The organism is Mycolicibacillus koreensis, from assembly GCF_002104795.1.
GTDB classification, from domain to species: Bacteria; Actinomycetota; Actinomycetes; order Mycobacteriales; family Mycobacteriaceae; genus Mycobacterium; species Mycobacterium koreense.
The window spans coordinates 159222-181442 of the sequence record NZ_NCXO01000001.1 but is presented as its reverse complement, the minus strand read 5'-3'; the positions used below and the strand labels follow the sequence as shown (position 1 = coordinate 181442).

21 protein-coding genes and 1 tRNA gene are annotated in these 22221 nt (G+C 69.6%); 11 read left to right on the top strand and 11 right to left on the bottom strand.

Annotated features, from left to right (window positions below; genetic code table 11):
• Positions 1 to 438: a hypothetical protein gene (locus B8W67_RS00870; RefSeq protein WP_069392330.1), complete on the top strand. Its 438-nt coding sequence runs from the start codon at positions 1 to 3 to the stop codon at positions 436 to 438.
• Between the two features lie 30 nt (positions 439 to 468).
• Here B8W67_RS00870 and coaE read toward each other — a convergent pair whose 3' ends face one another.
• From coaE to polA, 3 genes are all read right to left on the bottom strand, one after another.
• On the bottom strand, positions 469 to 1707 hold the full coding sequence (gene coaE, locus B8W67_RS00865) for a dephospho-CoA kinase (RefSeq protein WP_085301811.1): 1239 nt from the start codon (positions 1705 to 1707) through the stop codon (positions 469 to 471).
• 15 nt (positions 1708 to 1722) lie between these two features.
• Positions 1723 to 3150: a 30S ribosomal protein S1 gene (gene rpsA / locus B8W67_RS00860; RefSeq protein WP_069392328.1), complete on the bottom strand. Its 1428-nt coding sequence runs from the start codon at positions 3148 to 3150 to the stop codon at positions 1723 to 1725.
• A 143-nt stretch (positions 3151 to 3293) separates the two neighbouring features.
• Positions 3294 to 5957 (bottom strand): DNA polymerase I, encoded by a 2664-nt coding sequence (polA, locus tag B8W67_RS00855; protein WP_085301874.1) that lies wholly within the window; start codon positions 5955 to 5957, stop codon positions 3294 to 3296.
• Positions 5958 to 6094: 137 nt separating this feature from the next.
• Between polA and B8W67_RS00850 the strand changes: the two genes are divergently transcribed.
• Genes B8W67_RS00850 through B8W67_RS00840 form a run of 3 tightly spaced genes read left to right on the top strand, consistent with a single transcriptional unit; the run spans position 6095 to position 7999 of the window.
• On the top strand, positions 6095 to 6538 hold the full coding sequence (locus tag B8W67_RS00850) for a Zn-ribbon domain-containing OB-fold protein (RefSeq protein ID WP_069392326.1): 444 nt from the start codon (positions 6095 to 6097) through the stop codon (positions 6536 to 6538).
• A complete protein-coding gene (locus B8W67_RS00845; protein WP_197747582.1) occupies positions 6535 to 7737 on the top strand; it encodes a lipid-transfer protein in 1203 nt (400 codons plus the stop codon). Before B8W67_RS00850 ends, B8W67_RS00845 begins: the two co-directional genes overlap by 4 nt.
• 7 nt (positions 7738 to 7744) lie before the next feature.
• Complete coding sequence (locus B8W67_RS00840) at positions 7745 to 7999, top strand: DUF167 domain-containing protein (protein ID WP_069392325.1); 255 nt, start codon at positions 7745 to 7747, stop codon at positions 7997 to 7999.
• 6 nt (positions 8000 to 8005) lie between these two features.
• On the opposite strand, the gene B8W67_RS00835 is transcribed toward B8W67_RS00840, so the two are convergent.
• Positions 8006 to 8695, bottom strand: coding sequence for an ANTAR domain-containing response regulator (locus B8W67_RS00835; protein ID WP_085301809.1), 690 nt, complete (start codon positions 8693 to 8695; stop codon positions 8006 to 8008).
• Positions 8696 to 8809: 114 nt separating this feature from the next.
• Here B8W67_RS00835 and B8W67_RS00830 point away from each other — a divergent pair.
• Positions 8810 to 8886 (top strand) — tRNA-Leu (locus B8W67_RS00830).
• A gap of 12 nt (positions 8887 to 8898) precedes the next feature.
• On the opposite strand, the gene B8W67_RS00825 is transcribed toward B8W67_RS00830, so the two are convergent.
• A complete protein-coding gene (locus B8W67_RS00825) occupies positions 8899 to 9183 on the bottom strand; it encodes a hypothetical protein (protein ID WP_085301807.1) in 285 nt (94 codons plus the stop codon).
• Positions 9184 to 9420: 237 nt separating this feature from the next.
• On the opposite strand from B8W67_RS00825, the gene B8W67_RS00820 reads away from it, so the two are divergent.
• The 3 genes from B8W67_RS00820 to B8W67_RS00810 are packed head-to-tail and all read left to right on the top strand — an operon-like array spanning position 9421 to position 12411.
• Complete coding sequence (locus tag B8W67_RS00820) at positions 9421 to 10452, top strand: fused (3R)-hydroxyacyl-ACP dehydratase subunits HadA/HadB (protein WP_069392323.1); 1032 nt, start codon at positions 9421 to 9423, stop codon at positions 10450 to 10452.
• A gap of 10 nt (positions 10453 to 10462) precedes the next feature.
• On the top strand, positions 10463 to 11083 hold the full coding sequence (locus tag B8W67_RS00815; protein WP_234806622.1) for a maleylpyruvate isomerase family mycothiol-dependent enzyme: 621 nt from the start codon (positions 10463 to 10465) through the stop codon (positions 11081 to 11083).
• A gap of 29 nt (positions 11084 to 11112) precedes the next feature.
• Positions 11113 to 12411: an adenylate/guanylate cyclase domain-containing protein gene (locus B8W67_RS00810; protein WP_085301872.1), complete on the top strand. Its 1299-nt coding sequence runs from the start codon at positions 11113 to 11115 to the stop codon at positions 12409 to 12411.
• Here the strand turns inward: B8W67_RS00810 and B8W67_RS00805 are convergent.
• From B8W67_RS00805 to macS, 3 genes are all read right to left on the bottom strand, one after another.
• Positions 12401 to 14245, bottom strand: coding sequence for a DUF2339 domain-containing protein (locus B8W67_RS00805; RefSeq protein ID WP_085301805.1), 1845 nt, complete (start codon positions 14243 to 14245; stop codon positions 12401 to 12403). The genes B8W67_RS00810 and B8W67_RS00805 overlap by 11 nt on opposite strands.
• Positions 14246 to 14314: 69 nt before the next feature.
• Positions 14315 to 14971 (bottom strand): response regulator, encoded by a 657-nt coding sequence (locus tag B8W67_RS00800; protein WP_069392321.1) that lies wholly within the window; start codon positions 14969 to 14971, stop codon positions 14315 to 14317.
• Complete coding sequence (macS, locus tag B8W67_RS00795; protein ID WP_085301803.1) at positions 14941 to 16068, bottom strand: MacS family sensor histidine kinase; 1128 nt, start codon at positions 16066 to 16068, stop codon at positions 14941 to 14943. The genes B8W67_RS00800 and macS overlap by 31 nt, the downstream gene beginning before the upstream one ends.
• Before the next feature lie 68 nt (positions 16069 to 16136).
• Between macS and B8W67_RS00790 the strand changes: the two genes are divergently transcribed.
• Positions 16137 to 17405 carry an alpha/beta hydrolase gene (locus tag B8W67_RS00790; RefSeq protein ID WP_085301801.1) on the top strand — a complete coding sequence of 423 codons (1269 nt, stop codon included), beginning with the start codon at positions 16137 to 16139 and terminating at the stop codon, positions 17403 to 17405.
• On the opposite strand, the gene B8W67_RS00785 is transcribed toward B8W67_RS00790, so the two are convergent.
• Genes B8W67_RS00785 through B8W67_RS00775 form a run of 3 tightly spaced genes read right to left on the bottom strand, consistent with a single transcriptional unit; the run spans position 17388 to position 19996 of the window.
• Entirely contained in the window at positions 17388 to 18140 is a 753-nt protein-coding gene (locus B8W67_RS00785) for an amino acid ABC transporter ATP-binding protein (protein ID WP_069392368.1), read from the bottom strand. The two genes, B8W67_RS00790 and B8W67_RS00785, sit on opposite strands and share 18 nt — an antisense overlap.
• Positions 18141 to 18154: 14 nt before the next feature.
• A complete protein-coding gene (locus B8W67_RS00780) occupies positions 18155 to 19042 on the bottom strand; it encodes an amino acid ABC transporter permease (protein WP_085301799.1) in 888 nt (295 codons plus the stop codon).
• A gap of 21 nt (positions 19043 to 19063) precedes the next feature.
• Positions 19064 to 19996 (bottom strand): ABC transporter substrate-binding protein, encoded by a 933-nt coding sequence (locus B8W67_RS00775; protein ID WP_234806621.1) that lies wholly within the window; start codon positions 19994 to 19996, stop codon positions 19064 to 19066.
• Positions 19997 to 20084: 88 nt separating this feature from the next.
• On the opposite strand from B8W67_RS00775, the gene B8W67_RS00770 reads away from it, so the two are divergent.
• Positions 20085 to 20648, top strand: a complete 564-nt coding sequence (locus B8W67_RS00770) for an HdeD family acid-resistance protein (protein ID WP_069392316.1) — start codon at positions 20085 to 20087, stop codon at positions 20646 to 20648.
• A 90-nt stretch (positions 20649 to 20738) separates the two neighbouring features.
• Positions 20739 to 22214, top strand: coding sequence for a cytochrome ubiquinol oxidase subunit I (locus B8W67_RS00765; protein ID WP_085301796.1), 1476 nt, complete (start codon positions 20739 to 20741; stop codon positions 22212 to 22214).
• Positions 22215 to 22221 lie beyond the last annotated feature (7 nt).

The window sequence follows — 22221 nt, the reverse complement described above, 5'->3', positions numbered from 1 at the left end:
ATGAACGTCAGCATCCGAGTGGGCGCCGCCGTGGCCGCCGCGCTGTTCGGCGCGGGCTGGGCCCTGGCGCCGGTCGCCGTCGCCGACGGCGACGAACTGCACAACATCACCTACCTGGCCCGCGTCGATGGTGTCGCCCCCGGTGGAGAGGCCACCTTCGTCACCGGTGACGGGCAGACCAGCAGCTCCCCGCTGAGCGCCCTCCCCGGCCGGGTGTTCGAGGCCAACGCCGTGCTCGATGACCCGGCCAAAGCCGGCATGGAGATCCGGCTGCCGTGGCCGTACTCGGCCAACGTGCACTGCGAGATCCAGGTGGACGATGCGGTCGCGGTGCAGACCGATGAGATGGTCTCCGCCCAGCCGGGCTCCGATGAGGGCGGGGTGGCGACCTGCGGGGCGCCGCTGCATGCCGCCCCCGCTGCGGACTCCCCCGCCTAGTCAGGTCTCAAGTCCGGTTTCTAGCCCGGTTTACGAACCGCTGGGACGCCAGTCGACGGTGTCGGCCCATTGCCAGGCGCGCCGATACGCGTCGACGAGCCACGGCTCTTTCGCCTCGGCGTAGTCTGCGATCGCTTCCCCGGTGGAGGCCGCCCGTTCGGCGTCGCGCTTGACGGCCAGATACTCGGCGTGCAGATCCGGGTTGACGCGTAGCCAGTCGACGAACAGCAGCGCGAACTGCTGGTTGGGCCAGCCGTCCACCCGGATGTGCACGTGCGTGGGCCGACCCGGGTCGGCGGATGCGTGGAATCGCTTCTGCCACAACGCCACATCATCGTTATGGTCGAACTCGGCCACGGTGCTACGGGGGTCGGGTTTGGCCATGTCGGCGCTGACCGTCTCCCACCGCGGATACCCGGCGGCGCGGATGTTCTCGGCCACCGCGTCGGCATCCTCGAGGGACCTTACGGTCACCTGTACGTCGATGACATCCTTGGCGTCCAGTCCGGCCACTGCGGTCGACCCGATGTGGTCGACCCGCACCGCGTGATGCCCGCACGCCGTGGACAGCCGGGCGGTGATGCGGGCCGCCTGCTCCGGCCAGGTCGGGTCGGCGGCACTGACCCGCAGCGGTGCCGGCACCGAGCGGCCGGCCTCCAGGTTGGCAGCGAACGGCGCGATGCGCTGTTGCCACAGGGCCCGGGCGTCGGCGGCCAACTGGTCCGGGGTGCCGGAGTTGTCCAGCCACACGTCGGCCACAGCGCGACGCTGCTTCTCGGTGGCCTGCGCGGCGATGCGGGCACGGGCGTCGGCGGCGGTCATTCCGCGGTGCTCGATCAGCCGGGACACCCGGGTCTGCTCCTCGGTGTGCACCACGACCACCAGCGGGAACAGCGGCGCCATCCCCGATTCGACGAGCAGCGGGATGTCCTCGACGACGACCGGGTTGTCCGGGGAGGCCGCGGCCTCGGCGATCAACTGCGCGCGGCGACCGGCCACCAGCGGATGCACGATCCCGTTGAGCGTGGCCCGCCGGCTCTCATCGGAGAACGCCAGCGCGGCCAGCGCCGGACGGTCCAACGTCCCGTCCGGCTGCAGGATCGCACTGCCGAACGCCTCGACTAGCGCGGCCAGCCCCTCGGTGCCGGGTTCGACGACCTCGCGAGCCAGCACATCGCCGTCGACGATGACGCCTCCGCAGTCGCTGAATGTCCGTGCGACCGTGGATTTGCCGGCGCCGATGCCTCCGGTCAGCCCGATCCGTAGCATGCCAGCGCGGGCCGACTAGGCGTTGCCGGCGAGTTTCTCCCGCAGCGCCGCCAGCTGCTCGTCGCTGGCCAGCGACCCACCGGACTCCTCGGCCGGGCCGGTGCTGCGGTGCTCGGACTCCAAGTGCTCGGCCGCGGCGACCTTCTCCATCTGCGCGGTGTGCATCTTGTGCCGGCGCTCCGCCTCGGCGTAACGGGCCTCCCACTCGGCGCGCTGGGTCTCGAAGCCCTCCAACCACTCGTTGGTGTCGGCGTCGAAGCCCTCCGGGAAGATGTAGTTGCCCTGATCGTCGTAGCTGTCGGCCATGCCGTACTTCGAGGGGTCGAACTCCTCGGTGTAGTCCTCGTTGGCCTGCTTGAGCGAGAGCGAGATCCGGCGGCGGTCCAGGTCGATGTCGATGACCTTGACCATCGCGTCGTCGCCGACCGCGACCACCTGGTCGGGCACCTCGACATGCTGCTCGGAGAGCTCGGAGATGTGCACCAGGCCCTCGATGCCCTCCTCGACACGGACGAACGCCCCGAACGGCACCAGCTTGGTGACCTTGCCGGGCACGATCTGGCCGATGGCGTGGGTGCGGGCGAAGTGCCGCCACGGGTCTTCCTGGGTGGCCTTGAGCGACAACGAAACCCGCTCGCGGTCCATGTCCACGTCGAGCACCTCGACGGTGACCTCGTCGCCGACGGCGACGACCTCCGACGGGTGGTCGATGTGCTTCCAGGACAGCTCGGAGACGTGCACCAGGCCGTCCACCCCGCCGAGGTCGACGAACGCGCCGAAGTTGACGATCGAGGAGACGACACCCTTGCGGATGGCGCCCTTCTGCAGGTGGTTGAGGAATTCGCTGCGCACCTCGGACTGGGTCTGCTCCAGCCAGGCGCGCCGGGACAGCACCACGTTGTTGCGGTTCTTGTCCAGCTCGATGATCTTCGCTTCGATCTCGCGACCGATGTAGGGCTGCAGGTCGCGCACGCGGCGCATCTCGACCAGCGAGGCCGGCAGGAAGCCGCGCAACCCGATGTCGAGGATGAGGCCACCCTTGACGACCTCGATGACGGTGCCCTTGACGGCCTCGTCCTTCTCCTTGAGTTCTTCGATGGTGCCCCAGGCGCGCTCGTACTGGGCGCGCTTCTTGGACAGGATCAGTCGGCCTTCTTTGTCCTCCTTGGTGAGGACGAGGGCTTCGACATCATCGCCGACGGCGACAACCTCGTGGGGGTCGACGTCGTGTTTGATCGACAGTTCGCGGGACGGGATGACCCCTTCGGTCTTGTACCCGATGTCGAGCAGGACTTCGTCGCGGTCAACCTTGACGATGGTCCCTTCCACGATGTCGCCATCGTTGAAGTACTTGATCGTTTTGTCGATGGCGGCAAGGAAATCCTCGGCCGAGCCGATGTCGTTGACGGCTACTTGCGGCGAGGTGACGGAGGGACTTGGCATGTGGTGGGTTGCTCCGGACAGGTTGAATCGTAGGGACAGGATGACGGACTGCTTGTGTCGCGACCCGTGAACCAGTGCACACGGGTGCCCGACAAGGTTACTCGACCGATTGCACGCTGGACAAACCGGTGCCAACGCCGAGGTCAGTGCGCCGCAGCGTCCCAGGTGCGCCCGTAGCCGACCGACACCTCCAGCGGCACCGCCAACGGATAGGCGCCGCCCATCTTCTCCCGCACCAGCGCCTCGACCCGGTCGTGTTCCCCGTCGGCGACCTCGATCACCAACTCGTCGTGGACCTGCAGCAACATCCGCGAGGTCAGATCGGCGGCGCGCAGCGCCTCATCCACCTCGATCATCGCCACCTTGATGATGTCGGCGGCGCTGCCCTGGATCGGCGCGTTGAGCGCGGCGCGCTCGGCGGCCTCGCGCACCTGGCGGGTGGAACTGGTCAGCTCGGGAAGATACCGGCGCCGGCCCAGCACCGTGGAGGTGTAACCGTCCTTGCGGGCCTGGTCGACGACGGCCTGCAGGTAGTCGCGAACCCCACCGAAGCGGCCGAAATAGGCGTCCATCTGCTCGCGGGCCTCCTCGGTGGAGATCTTGAGCTGCTGGGACAGCCCGTAGGCGCTCAGCCCGTAGGCCAGCCCGTAGGACATGGCCTTGACCCGACGGCGCAGGTCGGGGGTGACCGCGTGGGGATCGACGTCGAACGCCCGGGCGGCGACAAAGGAGTGCAGATCCTCCCCGGAGTTGAATGCCTCGATCAGCCCGGCGTCACCGGACAGATGCGCCATGATGCGCATCTCGATCTGGCTGTAGTCGGCGGTCATCAGCGCCGTGTAGCCCTCGCCCACCACAAACGTGTCGCGGATGGTGCGGCCGTGTGCGGTGCGCACCGGGATGTTCTGCAGGTTCGGCTCGGTGGACGAGAGCCGCCCGGTCGCAGCGATGGTCTGGTTGAACGTGGTGTGGATGCGCCCGTCGGCGGCGACCGCCTTGAGCAGCCCGTCGACGGTGACCTTCAGTTTGGTGACGTCGCGGTGGCGCAGCAGGTGCTCGAGGAACGGATGCCCGGTCTTGTCGAACAGTGAGACCAGCGCGTCGGCGTCGGTGGTGTAGCCGGTCTTGGTGCGTTTGGTCTTGGGCATGCCCAGCTCGTCGAAGAGCACCACCTGCAGCTGCTTGGGGGATCCGAGGTTGATCTGTTTGCCGATCACCGCGTAGGCCGCCTCGGCGGCGTCGCGGATCTGGTCGCTGAACCCGCTCTGCAGCTCCGTGAGCCGGTCGGTGTCGACGGCGATCCCGGCGGTCTCCATCGCCGCGAGCGTCCGCTGCACCGGCAACTCCATCTCGGCGAGCAGCGCCGCGGAGTCGATCTCGGCGAGCTTGGCGTCCAGCGCCTCGGCGAGGTCGGTGACCGCTCGGGCCCGCAGGATCAGCGTGGTCACCGCCTGACTGTCGGTGCCGTCGGCCTCGTCGAGCAGCGACAGCTGCTGGTCGTCGGGGTCGTCGGCGCGCAACTCCCGGCGCAGGTAGCGCACCGCCAGGTCGTCGAGGGTGAAGCTGCGCTGTCCGGGGCGCACCAGATAGGCGGCCAGCGCGGTATCGGAGGTGACCCCGCCCAGCGTCCAGCCCCGCCCCGCCAGGTCGTGCATGGCCAGCTTCGCCTCGTGTAGCGCCTTGGGCTGGGCCGCATCGGCCAGCCACGCCGCCAACGCCGCCTCGTCGTCGGGGGTCAGGGCGGCGGTGTCGAGGTAACAGCCCTCCCCGTCGGCGACGGCGATCGCCAGCGCGGTGGCGTCCCCGTCGAAGGTGCGGTGGGTGCCGGTGACCGCGATCCCGGCCCGGCTGCCGTCGCTGACGTGGGCGGCCAGCCAGTCGGCCACCGTGCCGGGCTCCAAGGCCGTGCCACGCACCTCGAAGCCCTCGTCGACCTCGGGTTCGGGGGTGCCCAGCGTCTCGAACAGCCGGTCGCGCAGCACCCGGAACTCCAGGTCGTCGAAGAGTCGGTGGATCTGGTCACGGTCCCACGGCTGCAACTCCAGAGTGTCCGGCGTCTGGGCCAGCGGAACCGCGGTGACCAGGTCGGTGAGTTCCCGGTTGAGCAGCACCGTGGCCAGGTTGGCCCGCAGCGCGTCCCCGACCTTGCCGCGCACCTCGTCGGCGTGGTCGACCAGGCCCTGCAGGGTGCCGTACTGGGTGATCCACTTCGAGGCGGTCTTCTCCCCCACCCCCGGGATGCCCGGCAGGTTGTCGCTGGGGTCGCCGCGCAGCGCGGCGTAATCGGGGTACTGCGCCGGGGTCAGCCCGTACTTGTCGACGACGGCCGCCGGGGTGAACCGGGTCAGCTCGCTCACCCCTTTGCGCGGGTAGAGCACCGTGACGTCGTCGTCGACCAGTTGCAGCGCGTCGCGGTCCCCGGTGACCACCAGCACCCGGTAGCCGGCCTGCTCGGCCTGGGTGGCCAGGGTCGCGATGATGTCGTCGGCCTCGAACCCCTCCTCGGCGAGCACGGTGATCCCCAGCGCCCCGAGAACCTCCTTGGTGATGTCGATCTGGCCGCGGAACTCATCGGGGGTCGTCGACCGGTTGGCCTTGTACTCCGGGTAGCGCTCGGAGCGAAACGTCTGGCGGGACACGTCGAATGCGGCGGCCACATGGCTCGGCGCCTCGTCGCGCAGCAGGTTGATCAGCATCGCGGTGAACCCGTAGACGGCGTTGGTGGTCAGTCCGCCCTGGGTTTTGAAGTTCTCCGCGGGCAGCGCGTAGAACGCCCGATAGGCCAGTGAGTTGCCGTCGAGCAGCATCAGGGTGGGTTTGGCGGGCGCGGCGTTCTCGGTCGGGCTCACCGCCCCACTCTATGCATCCGGCGGCGGCGCGAAACCAGCGTGGCGGGACTGGAACACGTTTCAACTCTGGCCGGACTTGTCGGTACGCTGTCGACGTGCCAGCAGCATCTCCGCAACCAGCGATCGACGGGTGGTTCGCCACCGATGACACCGGCGCGCCGCATCTGATCGGCGCGAAATGCCCCCAGTGCGGGACCTATGTCTTCCCGCCCCGGGAGAACAACTGCCCCAACCCGGCCTGCGACAGCGACGTGCTCGAGGCGGTCGAGTTGTCCCGGCGCGGCACGGTGTGGAGCTACACCGAGAACCGGTACCCGCCGCCGGCGCCGTACCCGGCCCCGGATCCGTTCGAGCCGTTCGCGATCGCGGCGGTCGAGTTGGCCGCCGAGGGTCTGATCGTGCTGGCGAAGGTCGCCGAGGGCACCCTCGCCGCCGACCTGACGCTGGGCATGGAGTTGGAGTTGGGCCTCGAGCCGCTCTACACCGACGACGACGGCGTGCAGCGGTTGACCTACGTCTGGAAGAAGGTGAGCGCGTGAGCACGCCCGAACCGCTGTACATCCTGGGTGCGGGCATGCACCCGTGGGGCAAGTGGGGCCGCGACTTCACCGAATACGGCGTCGTCGCCGCCCGTGCCGCGCTCGCCGAAGCCAACCTGGACTGGCGCCAGATCCAGCTGGTCGCCGGTGCCGACACCATCCGCAACGGCTATCCGGGGTTCATCGCCGGGTCCACGTTCGCCCAGAAGCTGGGCTGGAACGGGGTGCCGGTGTCGTCGAGCTACGCCGCCTGCGCGTCCGGTTCGCAGGCGCTGCAGAGCGCGCGCGCCCAGATCCTGGCCGGGTTCTGCGATGTCGCGCTGGTGATCGGTGCTGACACCACGCCGAAGGGTGCGTTCGCCCCGGTGGGCGGGGAACGCAAGAACGACCCGGACTGGCAGCGGTTCCACCTGATCGGGGCGATGAATCCGGTGTACTTCGCGCTGCTGGCGCGGCGCCGCATGGACCTCTACGGGGCGACCGTGGAGGACTTCGCGGCGGTCAAGGTGAAGAACTCCCGCCACGGGCTCGCCAACCCGTACGCCCGCTACCGCAAGGAGTCCGCGGTCGCCGACGTGCTGGCCAGCCCGGTGGTGGCCGACCCGCTGCACCAGTTGGACATCTGCGCCACCTCCGACGGCGCGGCGGCGGTGATCGTGGCCAGCGCGGAGTTCGCGAAGAAGCACCTCGGGTCTCTCGAAGGGGTGCCGTCGGTGCGGGCGGTGTCCACCGTCACCCCGCAGTACCCGCAACACCTGCCCGAGCTGCCCGACATCGCCACCGACTCCACCGCGGTGGTGCCCGCCCCGGACCGGGTGTTCAAAGACCAGATCCTCGACGCCGCCTACGCCGAGGCCGGGATCGGCCCCGAGGACGTGAGCCTGGCCGAGGTCTACGACCTGTCCACCGCGCTGGAACTGGACTGGTACGAGCACCTCGGGTTGTGCGCCAAGGGTGAGGGCGAGCAGTTGCTGCGCAGCGGCGCCACCACGATCGGCGGCAAGGTGCCGGTCAACGCCTCCGGCGGGCTGGCCTGCTTCGGCGAGGCCATTCCCGCTCAGGCGATCGCGCAGGTCTGCGAGCTGAACTGGCAGCTGCGCGGGCAGGCCGAGGGCCGCCAGGTGCAGGGCGCGACCGTCGGCGTCACCGCCAACCAGGGCCTGTTCGGGCACGGTTCGTCGGTGATCGTCGCCCGCTGACACCGCGGTGAGTGACGGCGCCGGCACCGAGATCGTCGTCGTGGCGGTCAAGGCGGGCAGCCGCAAAGGTCCGCTGGTCGACGTCGCGGTCGAGGCCGGCCAGCCGTGGACGGTGTATGTGCGTGAACCTGCCGTGGAAGGCAAAGCCAACCGCGCAGTGCGCCGGGTGCTCGCCGAGCATTTCGGGGTCCCGCCGAGCCGGGTCACCCTGGTCGCCGGGGCGACCGCCCGGATCAAACGGTTCCGCGTCGAGCGCGGCTAGAACGGATTACGTTGCCGGGTCGGCGGTGTCCGGTCCCGATTGCGGGTCGGTCTTGGGGTCGTCTTTGGGGGCGCCTTTGGGGTCGCCCTTGGGGGCAGTCAGCGTCTCCACGACCACCTCGGCGACCCGTTTCATCGTGGTGCGTTGATCCATCGCTGCACGCTGAATCCATTGGAACGCTTCAGGTTCGGTCATCGAGTGTGCTGCCTGCAGCAAGCCCTTGGCCCGCTCGACGAGTTTGCGGGTCTCCAACCGTTCACCGAGGGTCGCCACCTCGCGTTCCAGGGCGGCGATCTCCCCGAACCGGCTCACCGCCAACTCGATCGCCGGGATCAGATCCGAGATCGAGAACGGTTTGACCAGATAGGCCATCGCTCCGGCGTCGCGGGCGCGCTCCACCAGGTCGCGTTGGCTGAACGCGGTGAGCATCACGATCGGGGCGATCCGCTTGCCGGCGATCTCCGAGGCGGCGTCGATGCCGTCGCGGCGCGGCATCTTGATGTCCATGATCACCAGGTCCGGGCTGAGCTTCTCGGCCAGATCGACGGCCTCCTGGCCGTCGCCGGCCTCCCCGACCACCTCATAGCCCTCGTCGCGCAGCATCTCGGCGAGGTCGAGCCGGATCAGCGGCTCATCCTCGGCGATCAGCACCCGGTGGGTGGCGGGTTCGGCGGTATCGGTGCTGGGCGCGGTCATCCCCACATTGTGTCGTGGGCGGTGCCCCGGCCGAAAGCGCGGGGCCCTGTGATGTTCGCCGACGTGATGCTCGACGCGCCGCGAGCATCCACTATCCTGGGACACCGCACCGCAGCCCTCGTATCCCAATTGGCAGAGGAAACGGATTCAAAACCCGTACAGTGTGAGTTCGAGTCTCACCGAGGGCACCACCGCCGACCCGGTCACCGGCTCAACTCCACCGCCGGGGCCAGGTCCCGAATCGTCCGGCGCACTTCCCGTGGCCGCGGGCTCGCCCCGGCCGGATAGACCACTGTGCGCCGTTCCCCATCGGTGCCCGTGATCGTCCACCCGTGGCTGTACACCAGGCCGCGCACGTCGTGGACATCGTGGCTCACCGCGGCGACCTGGGCCCATCGCAGGAAACCCGGGTCCTCGGCGGTTTCCGGCGGGTAGCCGATCCCCTCCTGCGACACCCACAGCGGGGTGCGGCGGCGCGCCCGCAGCATCCGCCCCGGCGGACAGCACCGCGACCACCACCATGAACAGGTCGTCGGTCCGCCCGACCGGGTCGACCGCGGAATGCTCGTCGGTCCACGGCCCACTGCCGGGTCGTCTCGTCACGAGCCGTAATTTTAGCGGCCGCCCCGCCGGGTCCACCCCGGTGAACTGTGGATTCGGCGGGTCGGCGGGTTAGTGTGACAGGTCGGATTTCCCTTGACGGCGACAGGACGGTGGAGAATTCCATGACGGCAGCAACAGAGGCGTCGCCGCTGCAGGCGCGGGTCGGCCACTACTACCAGGCCGACACCACCTACCAGGTGGGTCGCGAGAAGGTGCGTGAGTACGCCCGTGCCGTCCAGGACTACCACCCGGCGCACTGGGACACCGACGCGGCCGCGGAGTTGGGTTATTCGGACCTGGTGGCGCCGCTGACGTTCACGTCCGTGCCGGCGATGGCGTGCAACCGGCGCATGTTCGAATCGGTGGTCGTCGGCTACGACACCTACGTGCAGACCGAGGAGGTCTTCGAGCAGCACCGCCCGATCGTGGCCGGTGATGAGCTGATGACCGATGTCGAGTTGACCGCGGTGCGCCGGGTCGCCGGCCGGGATCTGGTCACGGTGACCAACACCCTCACCGACGCCGCCGGGGAACGGGTGCACACCCTGCACACCACCGTCGTCGGGGTGACCGCCGAGGAGGTCGACGACGCGGTCAAGTCCGCGGTGCAGAAGGCGATGATGCACGACGTCAACATCCTCGCTCCCGAGGAGTCCGAGGCCGAATACCGCAAGACCGTCCGCCCCGACACACCGTTCCACATCTCCGCGGCCACCCAGACCCGTACGCCGGGCACCCCGGCGTTCGAGGATGTGGCCGTCGGTGACGTGTTGGCCCCCCACCACGCCCGGCTCTCCCGCGGCGACCTGGTGAACTACGCCGGGGTGGCCGCCGACGCCAACCCGATCCACTGGGACGAGGAACTGGCCAAACTGGCCGGCCTTCCCGACGTGATCGCCCACGGCATGCTCACCATGGGTCTCGGCGCCGGGTTCGTCTCCGCCTGGTCCGGGGACCCCGGCGCGGTCACCCGGTACGCGGTGCGGCTGTCGCAGCCGGCGATCGTGTCCGCCAAGGAGGGCGGTGACATCGAGTTCAGCGGAAGGATCAAATCGCTGGACCCGGAGACCCGCAGCGGGGTCGTGCTCGTCGCCGCGAAATCCGGGGGCCGCAAGATCTTCGGCTTGGCGACGCTGGCCGTGCGGTTCCGCTGAGCCGCCCGCGGTGGTGCCGCTGAGCGTGCGCGACCTGGCGTACCGGGAACGCAGCGACTTCGCCGACCTGCTCGACGGGCTCTCCCCGGCACAGTGGTCGGCGGACAGCCTGTGTTCGGGGTGGAGCGTGCGCGATGTCGTGGCCCACACGCTGGCCTACCTCTCGCAGAGCCGCCGCGGTCTGCTGGCCGCGATGATCCGGCACCGCGGCCACGTCGACCCCCTCAACGCCGCCGCCCTGCCCACCTACGCCCGGCTGCCCCCGGACCAGTTGGCGGCCCTGATGCGTGCCGGTGCCGACCCGGCCGGCGCCGGCGCACTGTACGGGTGCCGGGTGGCGCTGATCGAATGCCTCATCCACCAGCAGGACATCCGCCGTCCTCTCGGGTTGCCCCGGTCGGTGCCGGGCGACCGGTTGCGGGCGGCGCTGCGCTACGCGCGGGCGAGCCCGGTCATCGGGGCCGCGCGGCGCACCGCCGGGTTGCGGTTGATCGCCACCGACCTGGACTGGTCGGCTGGGCGCGGGCCGGAGGTGAGCGGACCGGCCGAGGCACTGCTGCTGGCGATGACCGGGCGGGGCGGCGCCGTCGCCGACGAATTGTGCGGATCGGGAGTGAACCGGTTGCAGTGACGCCGCCCGGCGTTACAGTTTGGTGCGTGGTGAGCAGACGCAGACTCGCCGCCGCGGGCCAGGCGGTCAGCGCTCACCGCCGCTCGCGCTGCGTGGAACGACCCACCCAGCGCTATGTCGCCGGGGCGGCGCGACGCCGTCTGCAGGTGCTGCGGGTGACCGCACGCATCGCCGCCGGCATCACCGCCGGTTTCGGTCTGCTGCAGCTGACCACCGGCGAATCGCTGCGCTGGATCGGGGTCTTCAACCTGTTCACCGCTGCGCTGTTTTTGGCCATCCCCAAACTGCACCGCTACGGAACGGTGCTGGCCCCGGTGACGTTCGTGCTGTGCGCCTACGCCTCGCTGGTGGTGGCCGCGTGGGCGGTGGGCACCGACTCCGGCGCCCAGTTCTTCTTCCTGGTGTCGGCCGCGATCGTGTTGCTGGTGCTCGGTATCGAACGGTTGCTGCTGGCGGCGGTGCTGACCGGCATCGGCGCCGCGCTCGCGATCGGTCTGGAGCTGCTGGTCCCCGACGACACCGGTGCCCAGCCGGCCTGGCTGCTGACCGTCGGGTTCGCCGCCATGGTGGTCTCCGGCTGCTTCATGAGCTTGGCCACGGTATGGGTGGCGCTGCGGGAGATGGCCCGCGCGGAAGCTGCGCTGGCCTCGGAGTACCGCCGGTCGGAAACCCTGCTGACGAACATCTTGCCGGCGACGGTCGCCGAGCGGCTCAAGGACGCCTCCGGCGGCGTCCTGGTCGACCAGTACCCCGACGCGTCGGTGCTCTTCGCCGACATCGCCGACTTCACCGAACACGCCGGGGACATGACGCCGGAGGACCTGGTGCGGTTCCTCGACCTGCTCTACACCCGTTTCGACCTGCTGGTGGAGAAACACAACCTGGAGAAGATCAAAACCAGCGGTGACTCCTACATGGTGGTCAGCGGTGTCCCGCGGCGCCGCAGCGACCATCTGGCGGCGCTGGCCGGGTTCGCCCTGGACATGGCCGAGGCCGCCGCGCAGGTCCGCGCCCCGTACGGTTGGCCACTGCGAATCCGGATCGGGTTAGCCGCCGGCCCGGTGGTCGCCGGGGTGATCGGGTCGCGCCGCTTCTTCTACGACGTGTGGGGTGATGCGGTCAACGTCGCCGCCCGGATGGAATCCACCGACACCGAGGGCCGCATCCAGGTGCCCCAGGACGTCTACGAACGTCTCCGGGACGACTTCGTGTTCGAAGAACGCGGCGAGATCGTCGTCAAGGGCAAGGGTGTGATGCGGACCTGGTTTCTGATCGGGCCGAAGGCCGAGACCGACACGGTCAGCGCCGCGACGGTGCTCACCGGCTGAGCGGGGCACCGTCGCGCTGCTGGTCCTGGCGGGCCAGGGTGCGGGCATAGCCCGCACCGATGGCCAGCAACAACAGCCCGGTGATCAAGAACACCGCCACCCGGAACATGCCGTCGAGGGTGCCGAGGTCGAACAGGAACAACTTGGCCATCGCGGCGGCGATCAGGGTCAGCCCGACCCCGATCGGCACGGCGCGCTGGTCGCGTGCGGGCAACTGCGAGGCGTAGGCGAACAGCCCGGCGGCCATCGCCACCCAGCACAGGGTGGCGGCCACATGCCCGGCGAGGAACCCGGAACCCGGCCCGAACACCACCACCCCGGCGGTGACGGTGAACACGGTGATCGCGTAGATCACCACCCCGCCGGCGAGGACGGCGATCAGTTTGGCGTTCTCCGACTCCAATCTGGCCCCGGGGCGTTGCTGCTGCAGCGCCCAGCCCGCTGCGAGCAGCCAGCCGACGGTCAGCATCGCGGCCACCAGTGTCGACACCGCCGTTCCGGTCGGCAGCACCGTCGCGGTGACGACCGTGTCCGGGCCCGCCTGAGCGAGGAAGAAACCGAGCCCGAGCAGCCCGAACCCGGCGGAGACCCAGCGTGCGGCGACATCGCGGTGGCCGGTGAGGACGACGACACCGGCCAGGCCGAGCAACACCGGTGCCACAACCGGCCCCTCGAACGCGACGGTCACCGCCACCACCGTCGCCACCGCGCTGAGCCCACCGAAGACCCGCCGGGCGGCGAGCGACGCCACCACCGGCCCGACCGCCAGTGCGAGGGCCGCGGCGGCCAACGCCGCCGCCGACACCGCCGCGGTGGGGCGGCCGACCACCGGGCCGGCGAGCAGCACCGGAGCGCAGCCCAAAGCACTGAGCAGGGTCGGGATCGCCGGGAGTGTCGAGGAAGGGATCACCGCCACCGCGCCGGCCAGCGCCAGTGCGGCGGCCAGGGCCGCGGCAACCGCGAGCAGCCGCGGTTCGGCCAGGTCCCCGAGGCCCAACGCCAGCAGCAGTGGCAGGGTCGGCGCGGCGATACGGGTGCCGTGCAACCACACCCAGTCCTTGCCGATCTGCACCGGCAGCACCGCCGCCGACAGCGCCAGCATGAACCAGATCAGCAGCACGTCCACCCCGCCGGTGAGTGCCGGGGCCAGCAGGATCAGCGGCACCACGATCAGCAGACCCAGCGTCTCGCTGTCCCAGAACCGCGCCAACGTCAGCCCGCCGGCGGCGATCAGTGACGCCAGCACCAGCCCGATCGCCGCAGGCGTCCAGTGGTAGATCGCGGTCACCGCCAACACATCGAGGTAACCGGCGGCCATCCCGGTGGCGACCAACGCGACCGCCCCGGTCTGACCGCCGGGCCGATCCCGCCACCACACACCGGCCGCGACGAGCCCGGCTCCCAGCAGCAGCCCGCCGGCCACCCGGACCTCCGGACGCAGCAGCCCCGCCTGGGCGGCCAGCACCAGCAGCAGCACCACCCCGATCAGGGTGACCGCCACCCCCGCGGCCGCCAACAGTTTGCCGATCCAGCGCGAATCGCCGGTGTCGGTCTCCGCGTCCCCACCGGTCAGCGCGGCCGGCAGGACCGGTGGCGCCGCGACGCGGGGAGTCGGCCGCGGCGCCGGCACGGGCATGGCCGGCGTCGGCACCGGCATCGGCGTCGGCACTGGCATCGCATGGGGCGCGGCGGGCACGGCGGCCGGGGCACGCCCCGCGGCGGCGCTCCACGCGTCGTCAAACGCGTGCAGCCGTCCGGAGATCGTCGCCAGCTGCTGGGACACGGTGTCGACTTCGCTGATGATGCTGCGCAGGTCAGGGGCTGTGTTGCTCATACCGGTAACCCTGACACGGCACAGCGTGGGTAAGACTACGCAATTCCGCCCGAGCAATTGGCCGCCCGCTCAGCGGTCCAGGCCGTGTTCGATGGCGTAGCGGGTCAACTCGACCCGGTTGGCGACCTGCAGTTTCCGAAATGTCGCCTGCACATGGTTTTCGACGGTGCGGTGACTCAACGTCAGCTTCGCGGCGATCTGCTTGGCCGACAGGCCCTTGGCGACGTAGCGCAACACCTCGGTCTCCCGGTCGGTGAGCTGGGGGCCGTCGGCGCCGCCCGGCGCCTTCGCGATCCGCCGGTACTCCCCCAACACCAACCCGGCCAGACCCGGGGTGAACACCGCCCGGCCGGCGGCGGTGGCCCGCACCGCCTCGGCCAGTTCGGCTTTCGACGCGCTTTTGACCAGATAGCCCAGCGCGCCGGCTTTGACCGCCTCCAACACGTCGTCGCGCTCATCGGAGGCCGACAACACCAGAACACGACTGCGCGGCGAGACCGCCAGCACCTCCGCGGTGGCCTGCGCCCCGTTGCCGTCGCCGAGTCGCATGTCCATGAGCACCACGTCGGGGTGCACCACGGCGGCGCGTCGCCGCGCCGAGGCCACCCCGTCGGCGGTGGCCACCACGGTGAACCCGTCGTCGGCGAGGTCGCGGGCGACGGCGTCCCGCCAGATCGGGTGGTCGTCGACGACCATCACGCTCGGCGTGGCACACTCAGTTCCCATTCGGTTCCTTCCCCGGGCGCGGTCTGCAGCAGCGCCTGCCCTCCTAGCGTCGCCAACCGTTGCACGATCGACTTCGACACCCCGATCCGCCCTTGCCGTTCCGCCTCCTGCAGGCGTCCGGGAGCGATGCCCACACCGTCGTCGCGGACACTGACGGTCACGGTGTCATCGACGTCCTCGACCAGAACGTATGCGCGCGCCGCCGGACCGGCATGCAGCCGAACGTTGTCCAACACGTTGCCGACCGCCGCGTCGAGTTCGGTGGCCGCCGACGCGGGCAGCGGCACCGCGGTGCCCGGCAGGCTCAACACCACCTGGTCGGATTCGCGGCGCTGCAACAACATTCGCAGATCCAGGCTCTCGTCGTCGCGTCGATCGGTGTCAGTGGAGCTGACCAGCCGGCGCAGGGCCCGTTCCTGTTCGGCGGCCAGTGATGCCAATTCGGCGGTGTCGCCGCCGATCTGGCGGCCACGGCGGGCGACCAACGCCAACACCTGGATCACCCCGTCGTGCACATGGCGGGAGAGCCGTTCGCGTTCCTCGACGGCGGCGGCCAGCCGGGTGGCCTGCTGCAACTCGACGTGGGCGCGCCGCGCGGTCTGGGCGGCCATGCCCACCGCCAGGCCGACCGCCACCTCCACCACGAGCGTGGCGTTGCGGCCCAGGTTGTAGTCGACGTGGCCTTTGAGCACCGTGTTGACCACCGTCACCGCGACCCCGACCGCCATCCCGGCGACCGGGCCGCGCAGCACCGCCGCGGAGATCACCGCGTTGGTCGCCCACAGCGTGGTCGGCCAGGACTGGTTGTCGCCGATCCAGGCCGTGGAGGCGACGACGTTCGTGGAGAGCATCAACGCCGCCACCACCACGACCTCGGCGATCACCCAGGCCGGCCGCCGGGCGAAGCCACGCAGATACCCGACGCCGAGCACCGCACTCCACCCCAGAAGCACCGCGAACAGCGCCCAGCCGAGCACCGGGCGGTCCAGGTCGTCGTTGACCGCGACCTGAAACCCCAGGGCATAACCGCAGCTGAGCAGCCGGAACACCTGGGCGGCGCGCCACAGCGGGGTGCTCGGGTCGCGATCGGCCGGCATGGGCGAAGCATAAGCGCCGCGCCTGAGGCCCGCGTCGAGGTTGGTGTGACGGATGGTTAAGTGTGGCCATGAAGAAACTCGCCGCCTTGCTGGCCACGCTGACCGGGGTCGCCGTCACCGCCAACGGGTATCGCCCGCTGACCAAGGACGGCTACGGCTCGTTGTACGCGTTCGCCGCCGGGGTGTTCGCCACCGAGCTGCCGTTGACGCTGATCGCCGGGCAGTCGGCGGCGTTGGCCGCGGTGTCGCGGTGGCTGTCCCCGCGGGCGCGCAAGGTCAGTTGGCTGCTCTCGGCGCTGTCGTGGCTGGGCCTGGCCGGACTCGACCGGATCGGTCGGCAAGCCGATCAGCCGCTGACCGCCGCGCTCGACGCCGAACTGGGCACCGACCGGCGCAGCTCGGCCACCGGGGTGTGGTCGCGCACGGCGGCGGGGGTCCCGGCGGTGAAACCCGCCGGGGTGGTGCGCACCATGGGCGCGGTGCGCCACTACGTCCACGCCGCCGATGTGTCCTACGGCCGGTACGGCAGCCGCAACCACCTCGACATCTGGCGTCACCCCGACCTCGCCCCCGATGCGAAGGCCCCGGTGCTGCTGCAGGTGCCCGGCGGTGCCTGGATGGTCGGCAGCAAACGTCACCAGGCCTATCCGCTGCTGAGTCATCTGGTGAACCTCGGCTGGGTGTGCGTATCGATCAACTACCGACTCAGTCCCCGCTCCACCTGGCCCGATCACATCGTCGACGTCAAACAGGCGCTGGCCTGGACCAAGGAGAACATCGCCGACTACGGCGGCGACCCGGATTGGGTGGCGATCACCGGCGGATCGGCGGGCGGACATCTGAGTGCGCTGGCCGCACTGACCCCCAACCGCCCGGAGTTCCAGCCCGGTTTCGAAGACGCCGACACCTCGGTGCGCGCCGCCGTGCCGTTCTACGGCGTCTACGACATGACCGGCACGGTCAGCCGCATGCACCCACTGCTGGTGCCGGCACTGCAGTCGTATGTGTTCAAGCAGAGCCGGCGTCGCTTCCCCGATGTGTACCAAGCGAGTTCGCCGGTCAGCTATGTCGGTCCCGATGCGCCGCCGTTCTTCGTGCTGCACGGCCGCAACGATTCTCTTGTGCCGGTCGAGCAGGGCCGCGACTTCGCCGCCCGGCTGCGCGAGGCCAGCCACAACCCGGTCGTCTATGCCGAACTGCCCTACGCCCAGCATGCGTTCGAGATCTTCGGCTCGCCGCGGGCTCACCACACCGCACGGGCCGTCGAACAGTTCCTCGCCGAGGTGTATGCGCCCGTCAGCAGCCTGCGCGCCACGGCGTCAGCGCAGCCGCGATAGAAACGCCTTTGTCCGGTCGTGGCGCGGCGCGGTGAGCACCTGCGCCGGTGGGCCGCTCTCGACGACGACACCCCGGTCGAGGAAGGCCACCTGATCGGCGACGTCGCGGGCGAACCCCATCTCGTGGGTGACGACGAGCATCGTCATGCCGTCGCGGGCCAACGCGCGCATGACGGCCAACACCTCCCCGACCAGTTCCGGGTCCAACGCCGAGGTCGGTTCGTCGAACAGCATCAGTGTCGGGTCCATCGCCAGCGCCCGCGCGATCGCCACCCGCTGCTGCTGGCCGCCGGAGAGCTGCACCGGGTAGGCGTCGGCGCTGTCGGCCAATCCGACCCGGTCCAGCAGGTCGCGGGCTCGTCGTCGGGCGATGTCGGGGCGGACCCGGTTGACCAGGATCGGCGCCTCGATGATGTTCTCCACGGCGGTGCGGTGCGCGAACAGGTTGAACTGCTGAAAGACCATGCCGATCGTGCGACGTTGCCGGGCGATGTCCCGCGGACGCAACTCGTGCAGCTTGCCCCGGGACTCGCGGTAGCCGACGAGATCGCCGTCGACATACAACCGTCCCGCGGTGATCGGATGCAGATGGTTCACACAGCGCAGCAGCGTCGACTTCCCCGACCCGGACGGCCCGACCAGGCACAGCACCTGCCCGCGCTCGACCCGCAGGCTGACATCGCGCAGCACCGTCGTACCGCCGTAGCCGGCGCAGACCCGGTCGGCCTGCACCATCGGCACCCCGGCGCTCACGGGCGCGGCTCCCCGCGGCGGGCGCTGCGCGACACCCCGCGCGAGAAATAGCGTTCCAGGTAGTGCTGGCCGACCATGAGCACGCTGGTGATCGCCAGGTACCAGGTGGCGGCCACCAGCAGCAACGGAATCGGTTCGAAGATCACCCCGGCGATGTCGCGGGAGCGCCCGTAGAGCTCCAGGCTGTAGGGCACCGCAGTCACCAGCGACGTCGTTTTCAGCATGCTGATCACCTCGTTGCCGGTGGGTGGGATGATCACCCGCATCGCCTGCGGCAACACGGTACGGCGCAGGACCTGGGGTCGTGTCATGCCCAGCGCCGTGGCCGCTTCGACCTGCCCCTCGGGCACCGAGCTGATCCCGGCTCGGATGATCTCGGCCAGATACGCCGCCTCGTTGAGGCCGAGGCCGATGATCGCGAGCACGAAACCTGCCGACAGGTCGGTGAGGTCGAGGTGTGCCGCCGTCGGACCGAACGGAACCCCCAGTCGCAGATTGCCGTACAGCGTGGGCAACAGTCCCCAGAAGATCAGCTGTACATACACCGGCGTTCCGCGCATCACCCACAGGTAGACCCAGGACAGCACCCGCAGCACCGGGTTCGGTGAGCCGCGCATGATCGCCAACGTCACCCCGAGGCCCACCGCGAGCGCCATCGCCAGCACCGTCAACTGCACAGTGCTCCAGGCGGCCGCGACGATTCGTTCGTCGAACAGGTAGCGGCGGTAGATCGGCCAGCCGTAGGCCGGGTTGGTGGCGGCACCGTAGGCGAACAACCCGCCCGCCACCAGAGCCACCGCGGCGGCGATCCAGCGCCCCGGGTGGCGCAGCGGAACCGCGTCGATGGGCGCTGGGGCCGAGACCGTCGAGAACTCCGTGCTCACCGTGGTCCTTTCGGTCGGGGGTCAGTTCAGGGCGCCGTTGATCACCGCCGCGGAGACCATTCCCGAGGTCAGGTTCCACGCCGCGGCGATACGCCGGTAGTCGCCGGTGTCGATCAGATGCTGCAGGGCTTGCCGGATCGGTTCGGCCAGCCCCGAGTCCTTGGCGACCGGCCAGCCGTAGGGGGTGGGTGTCGAGGGCTCCCCCGCAGCGACCAACCGTCCCCCGGATTGCTCGATCGCCCACAGCGACACCGGCTGGTCCGCCGACATCGCCGCTACCCGGCCGAGCATCAGTGCATTGGTGGCGACGTCCTGCCGGTCGAACTTCACCTTCTCGATCGGCGGCAGGCCGCGGCGGCGGCACGCCGCACTCTCGGCGGGCACCTCGTGGGTGTCGGCCATCGTCGCGGTCTGCACCGCGACGGTGCTGCCGCAAGCGCTCTGCGGGGTGAGTGTCGATCCGGCGCGCTGCACCCACAGCGTCCCGGTGGCGTAGTAGGTGACGAAATCGACCACCCTTTCGCGCTCGCGGGTGTCGGTGAACGACGCGGTCCCGATGTCGTAGCCGCCGGCGCGGACCGCGGGGATGATCTTTTCGAAGTCGGCCTGCCGGTAGTCCGCCCGCAGCCCCAAGATCGTCGCGACGGCGGTGATCAGGTCGATGTCGAATCCGACGATGCGCCCGGCGGAATCCCGGAACTGGTTGGGCGGCTGCGGCAGATTGACCCCGATCACCAGTCGGCCGCGAGCGGCAACCTCGTCGGGCAGCAACGCGGCCAGCGTGGCGATCCGCGACACCGTCACGGTGGCGGTGGGGAGCCCGGCCGGCTCGTCGACGTTGTGCACGCAGCCGCCGACCAGCACCGCGGCCACCCCCAGCACCGCCACGCACCGTTTACCGGACCACACCGCTCTATCGTTGCCCGCGGCGCGGGCCGAGGTCGCGACGGACACGCCGGTCGGAACCTGATCCGTGCTTCGCCTGAGATAACCGGCACAAGTGTGCAACACTGGCCACATGGAAATGACCGGGGTGTCAAATATGTTGCCGCAGTTGTGGAAATCAGCGCTGGTCTCGGGGCTGTTGACCGTGGTCCTCGGCGTGGCGGTGTTGGCCTGGCCCGGCAAGACCTTGCTGGTCGCAGCGGTGCTGTTCGGCCTGTATCTGCTGGTCACCGGCGTCGCGCAGGTCATTTTCGCCTTCGGTTTGCATATCAGCGCCGCCGGCCGGGTGCTGTCGTTCATCAGCGGTGCCGCTGCGCTGATCCTGGCGGTCATGGCGTTTCGTCATTTCGGGGAGGACCCGCTGCTGGCGATCTGGCTGCTGGCGATCTGGATCGGGATCGGGTTCATCTTCCGCGGCACCGCCACCACCGTGGCCGCCGTCAGTGACGCCGAGCTGCCCGGTCGAGGGTGGACGATCTTCATCGGTGTGGTGAGCCTGTTGGCCGGGGTGGTGATGCTCGCCTCGCCGTTCGAGTCGATCGCGATCTTGACCCTGGTCGCCGGTTGCTGGCTCGTGGTGATCGGGGTCTTCGAGATCCTCTCCGCGCTGAGCATGCGCAGCGCGGCCAACCGCGTCGACCGGGTGCTGGCGCCCCGCTAGCGGGATCGGTCCGCGGCGCCCCCTAGGCTCAGGCGCCGCGATCTACTACACTCCGTAGGACTGGTGTCGCCGCTCCGAGGAGTTGAGCCGATGAGTGCCCTGGACCTGTCCCGCTGGCAATTCGGTATCACGACGGTCTACCACTTCATCTTCGTGCCGCTGACCATCGGGTTGGCCCCGCTGATCGCGGTCATGCAGACGGTATGGGTGCTCACCGACAACCCCGCGTGGTACCGGCTCACCCGGTTCTTCGGCAAGCTGTTCTTGATCAACTTCGCGATCGGTGTCGCCACCGGAATCGTGCAGGAATTCCAGTTCGGGATGAACTGGAGCGAGTACTCGCGGTTCGTCGGCGATATCTTCGGCGCACCGCTGGCGCTGGAGGGCTTGGCCGCGTTCTTCTTCGAGTCGACGTTCATCGGCTTGTGGATCTTCGGCTGGGGTCGGCTACCGAAACTGGTTCACCTCGCCTGCATCTGGATCGTGGCGGTCGCGGTGAACCTGTCAGCGTTCTTCATCATCGCCGCGAACTCGTTCATGCAGCACCCGGTGGGCGCCCGCTACAACCCGGAGACCAAACGTGCCGAGTTGACCAGCATCGTCGCGTTGTTCACCAACAACACCGCCCAAGCCGCGGTCGCCCACGCTGTCGTCGGGTCGCTGCTGACCGCCGGAACGTTCGTCGCCGCGGTCTGCGCGTGGTTGATGGTGCGCTCCCACCACCGCGGCGGATCCTCCCCGGCCGCGCCCTCGGCGGAGGCCACCGGCATGTACCGGCCGGCCACGATCCTGGGCTGCTGGGTCGCGTTGGTTGCGGCCGCCGGACTGTTCGTGACCGGAGACATCCAGGGCAAGCTGATGTTCGAACAGCAGCCGATGAAGATGGCGTCGGCGGAGTCGCTGTGCGACACCCAGACCGACCCGGATTTCTCGATCCTGACCGTCGGGCGTCAGAACAACTGTGATCACCTCACCCGGGTGATCGAGGTGCCTTACGTGCTGCCGTTTTTGGCCGAGGGCCGGCTCTCGGGGGTGACCCTGCAAGGCATCCGCGACATCCAGGCCGACTACGAACAACGGTTCGGCCCCAACGACTATCGGCCCAACCTGTTCGTCACCTACTGGTCGTTCCGGGCGATGATCGGACTGCTGGCGGTGCCGGTGCTGTTCGCGCTGGCCGCCCTGTGGTGTACCCGGCGCGGACGCATCCCCGACCAGCGCTGGCTGTCGCGGTTCGCGCTGTGGACGCTGCCCGCCCCGTTCCTCGCCAACAGCGCGGGATGGGTGTTCACCGAGATGGGCCGCCAACCCTGGGTGGTGGTGCCCAACCCGACCGGGGATCAACAGGTGCGCCTCACCGTCGCCGAGGGGGTCTCCGGGCACGGTCCGGCCATGGTTGTGATCTCGCTGGTGACCTTCACGCTGGTCTACGCGGTGCTGGCGGTCATCTGGTTCTGGCTGTTGAAACGCTACGTGGTGGAGGGCCCGCACGAGCACGACGCGGAACCGATTACACCGCCGCGATCCGGCGACGACGAGATCGCGCCCCTGTCGTTCGCCTACTGAGCCCCGA

What these genes read in the sequence shown, in the direction of transcription:
- B8W67_RS00870 (WP_069392330.1), top strand. Translation starts at nt 1, where the DNA reads ATGAACGTCAGCATCCGAGTGGGCGCCGCCGTGGCCGCCGCGCTGTTC.
- coaE (WP_085301811.1), bottom strand. Translation starts at nt 1,707, where the DNA reads ATGCTACGGATCGGGCTGACCGGAGGCATCGGCGCCGGCAAATCCACG.
- rpsA (WP_069392328.1), bottom strand. Translation starts at nt 3,150, where the DNA reads ATGCCAAGTCCCTCCGTCACCTCGCCGCAAGTAGCCGTCAACGACATC.
- polA (WP_085301874.1), bottom strand. Translation starts at nt 5,957, where the DNA reads ATGCTGCTCGACGGCAACTCACTGGCCTATCGGGCGTTCTACGCGCTG.
- B8W67_RS00835 (WP_085301809.1), bottom strand. Translation starts at nt 8,695, where the DNA reads ATGACCGCGCCCAGCACCGATACCGCCGAACCCGCCACCCACCGGGTG.
- B8W67_RS00825 (WP_085301807.1), bottom strand. Translation starts at nt 9,183, where the DNA reads ATGCTGCGGGCGCGCCGCCGCACCCCGCTGTGGGTGTCGCAGGAGGGG.
- B8W67_RS00820 (WP_069392323.1), top strand. Translation starts at nt 9,421, where the DNA reads ATGACGGCAGCAACAGAGGCGTCGCCGCTGCAGGCGCGGGTCGGCCAC.
- B8W67_RS00805 (WP_085301805.1), bottom strand. Translation starts at nt 14,245, where the DNA reads ATGAGCAACACAGCCCCTGACCTGCGCAGCATCATCAGCGAAGTCGAC.
- B8W67_RS00800 (WP_069392321.1), bottom strand. Translation starts at nt 14,971, where the DNA reads ATGGGAACTGAGTGTGCCACGCCGAGCGTGATGGTCGTCGACGACCAC.
- macS (WP_085301803.1), bottom strand. Translation starts at nt 16,068, where the DNA reads ATGCCGGCCGATCGCGACCCGAGCACCCCGCTGTGGCGCGCCGCCCAG.
- B8W67_RS00790 (WP_085301801.1), top strand. Translation starts at nt 16,137, where the DNA reads ATGAAGAAACTCGCCGCCTTGCTGGCCACGCTGACCGGGGTCGCCGTC.
- B8W67_RS00785 (WP_069392368.1), bottom strand. Translation starts at nt 18,140, where the DNA reads ATGGTGCAGGCCGACCGGGTCTGCGCCGGCTACGGCGGTACGACGGTG.
- B8W67_RS00770 (WP_069392316.1), top strand. Translation starts at nt 20,085, where the DNA reads ATGTTGCCGCAGTTGTGGAAATCAGCGCTGGTCTCGGGGCTGTTGACC.
- B8W67_RS00765 (WP_085301796.1), top strand. Translation starts at nt 20,739, where the DNA reads ATGAGTGCCCTGGACCTGTCCCGCTGGCAATTCGGTATCACGACGGTC.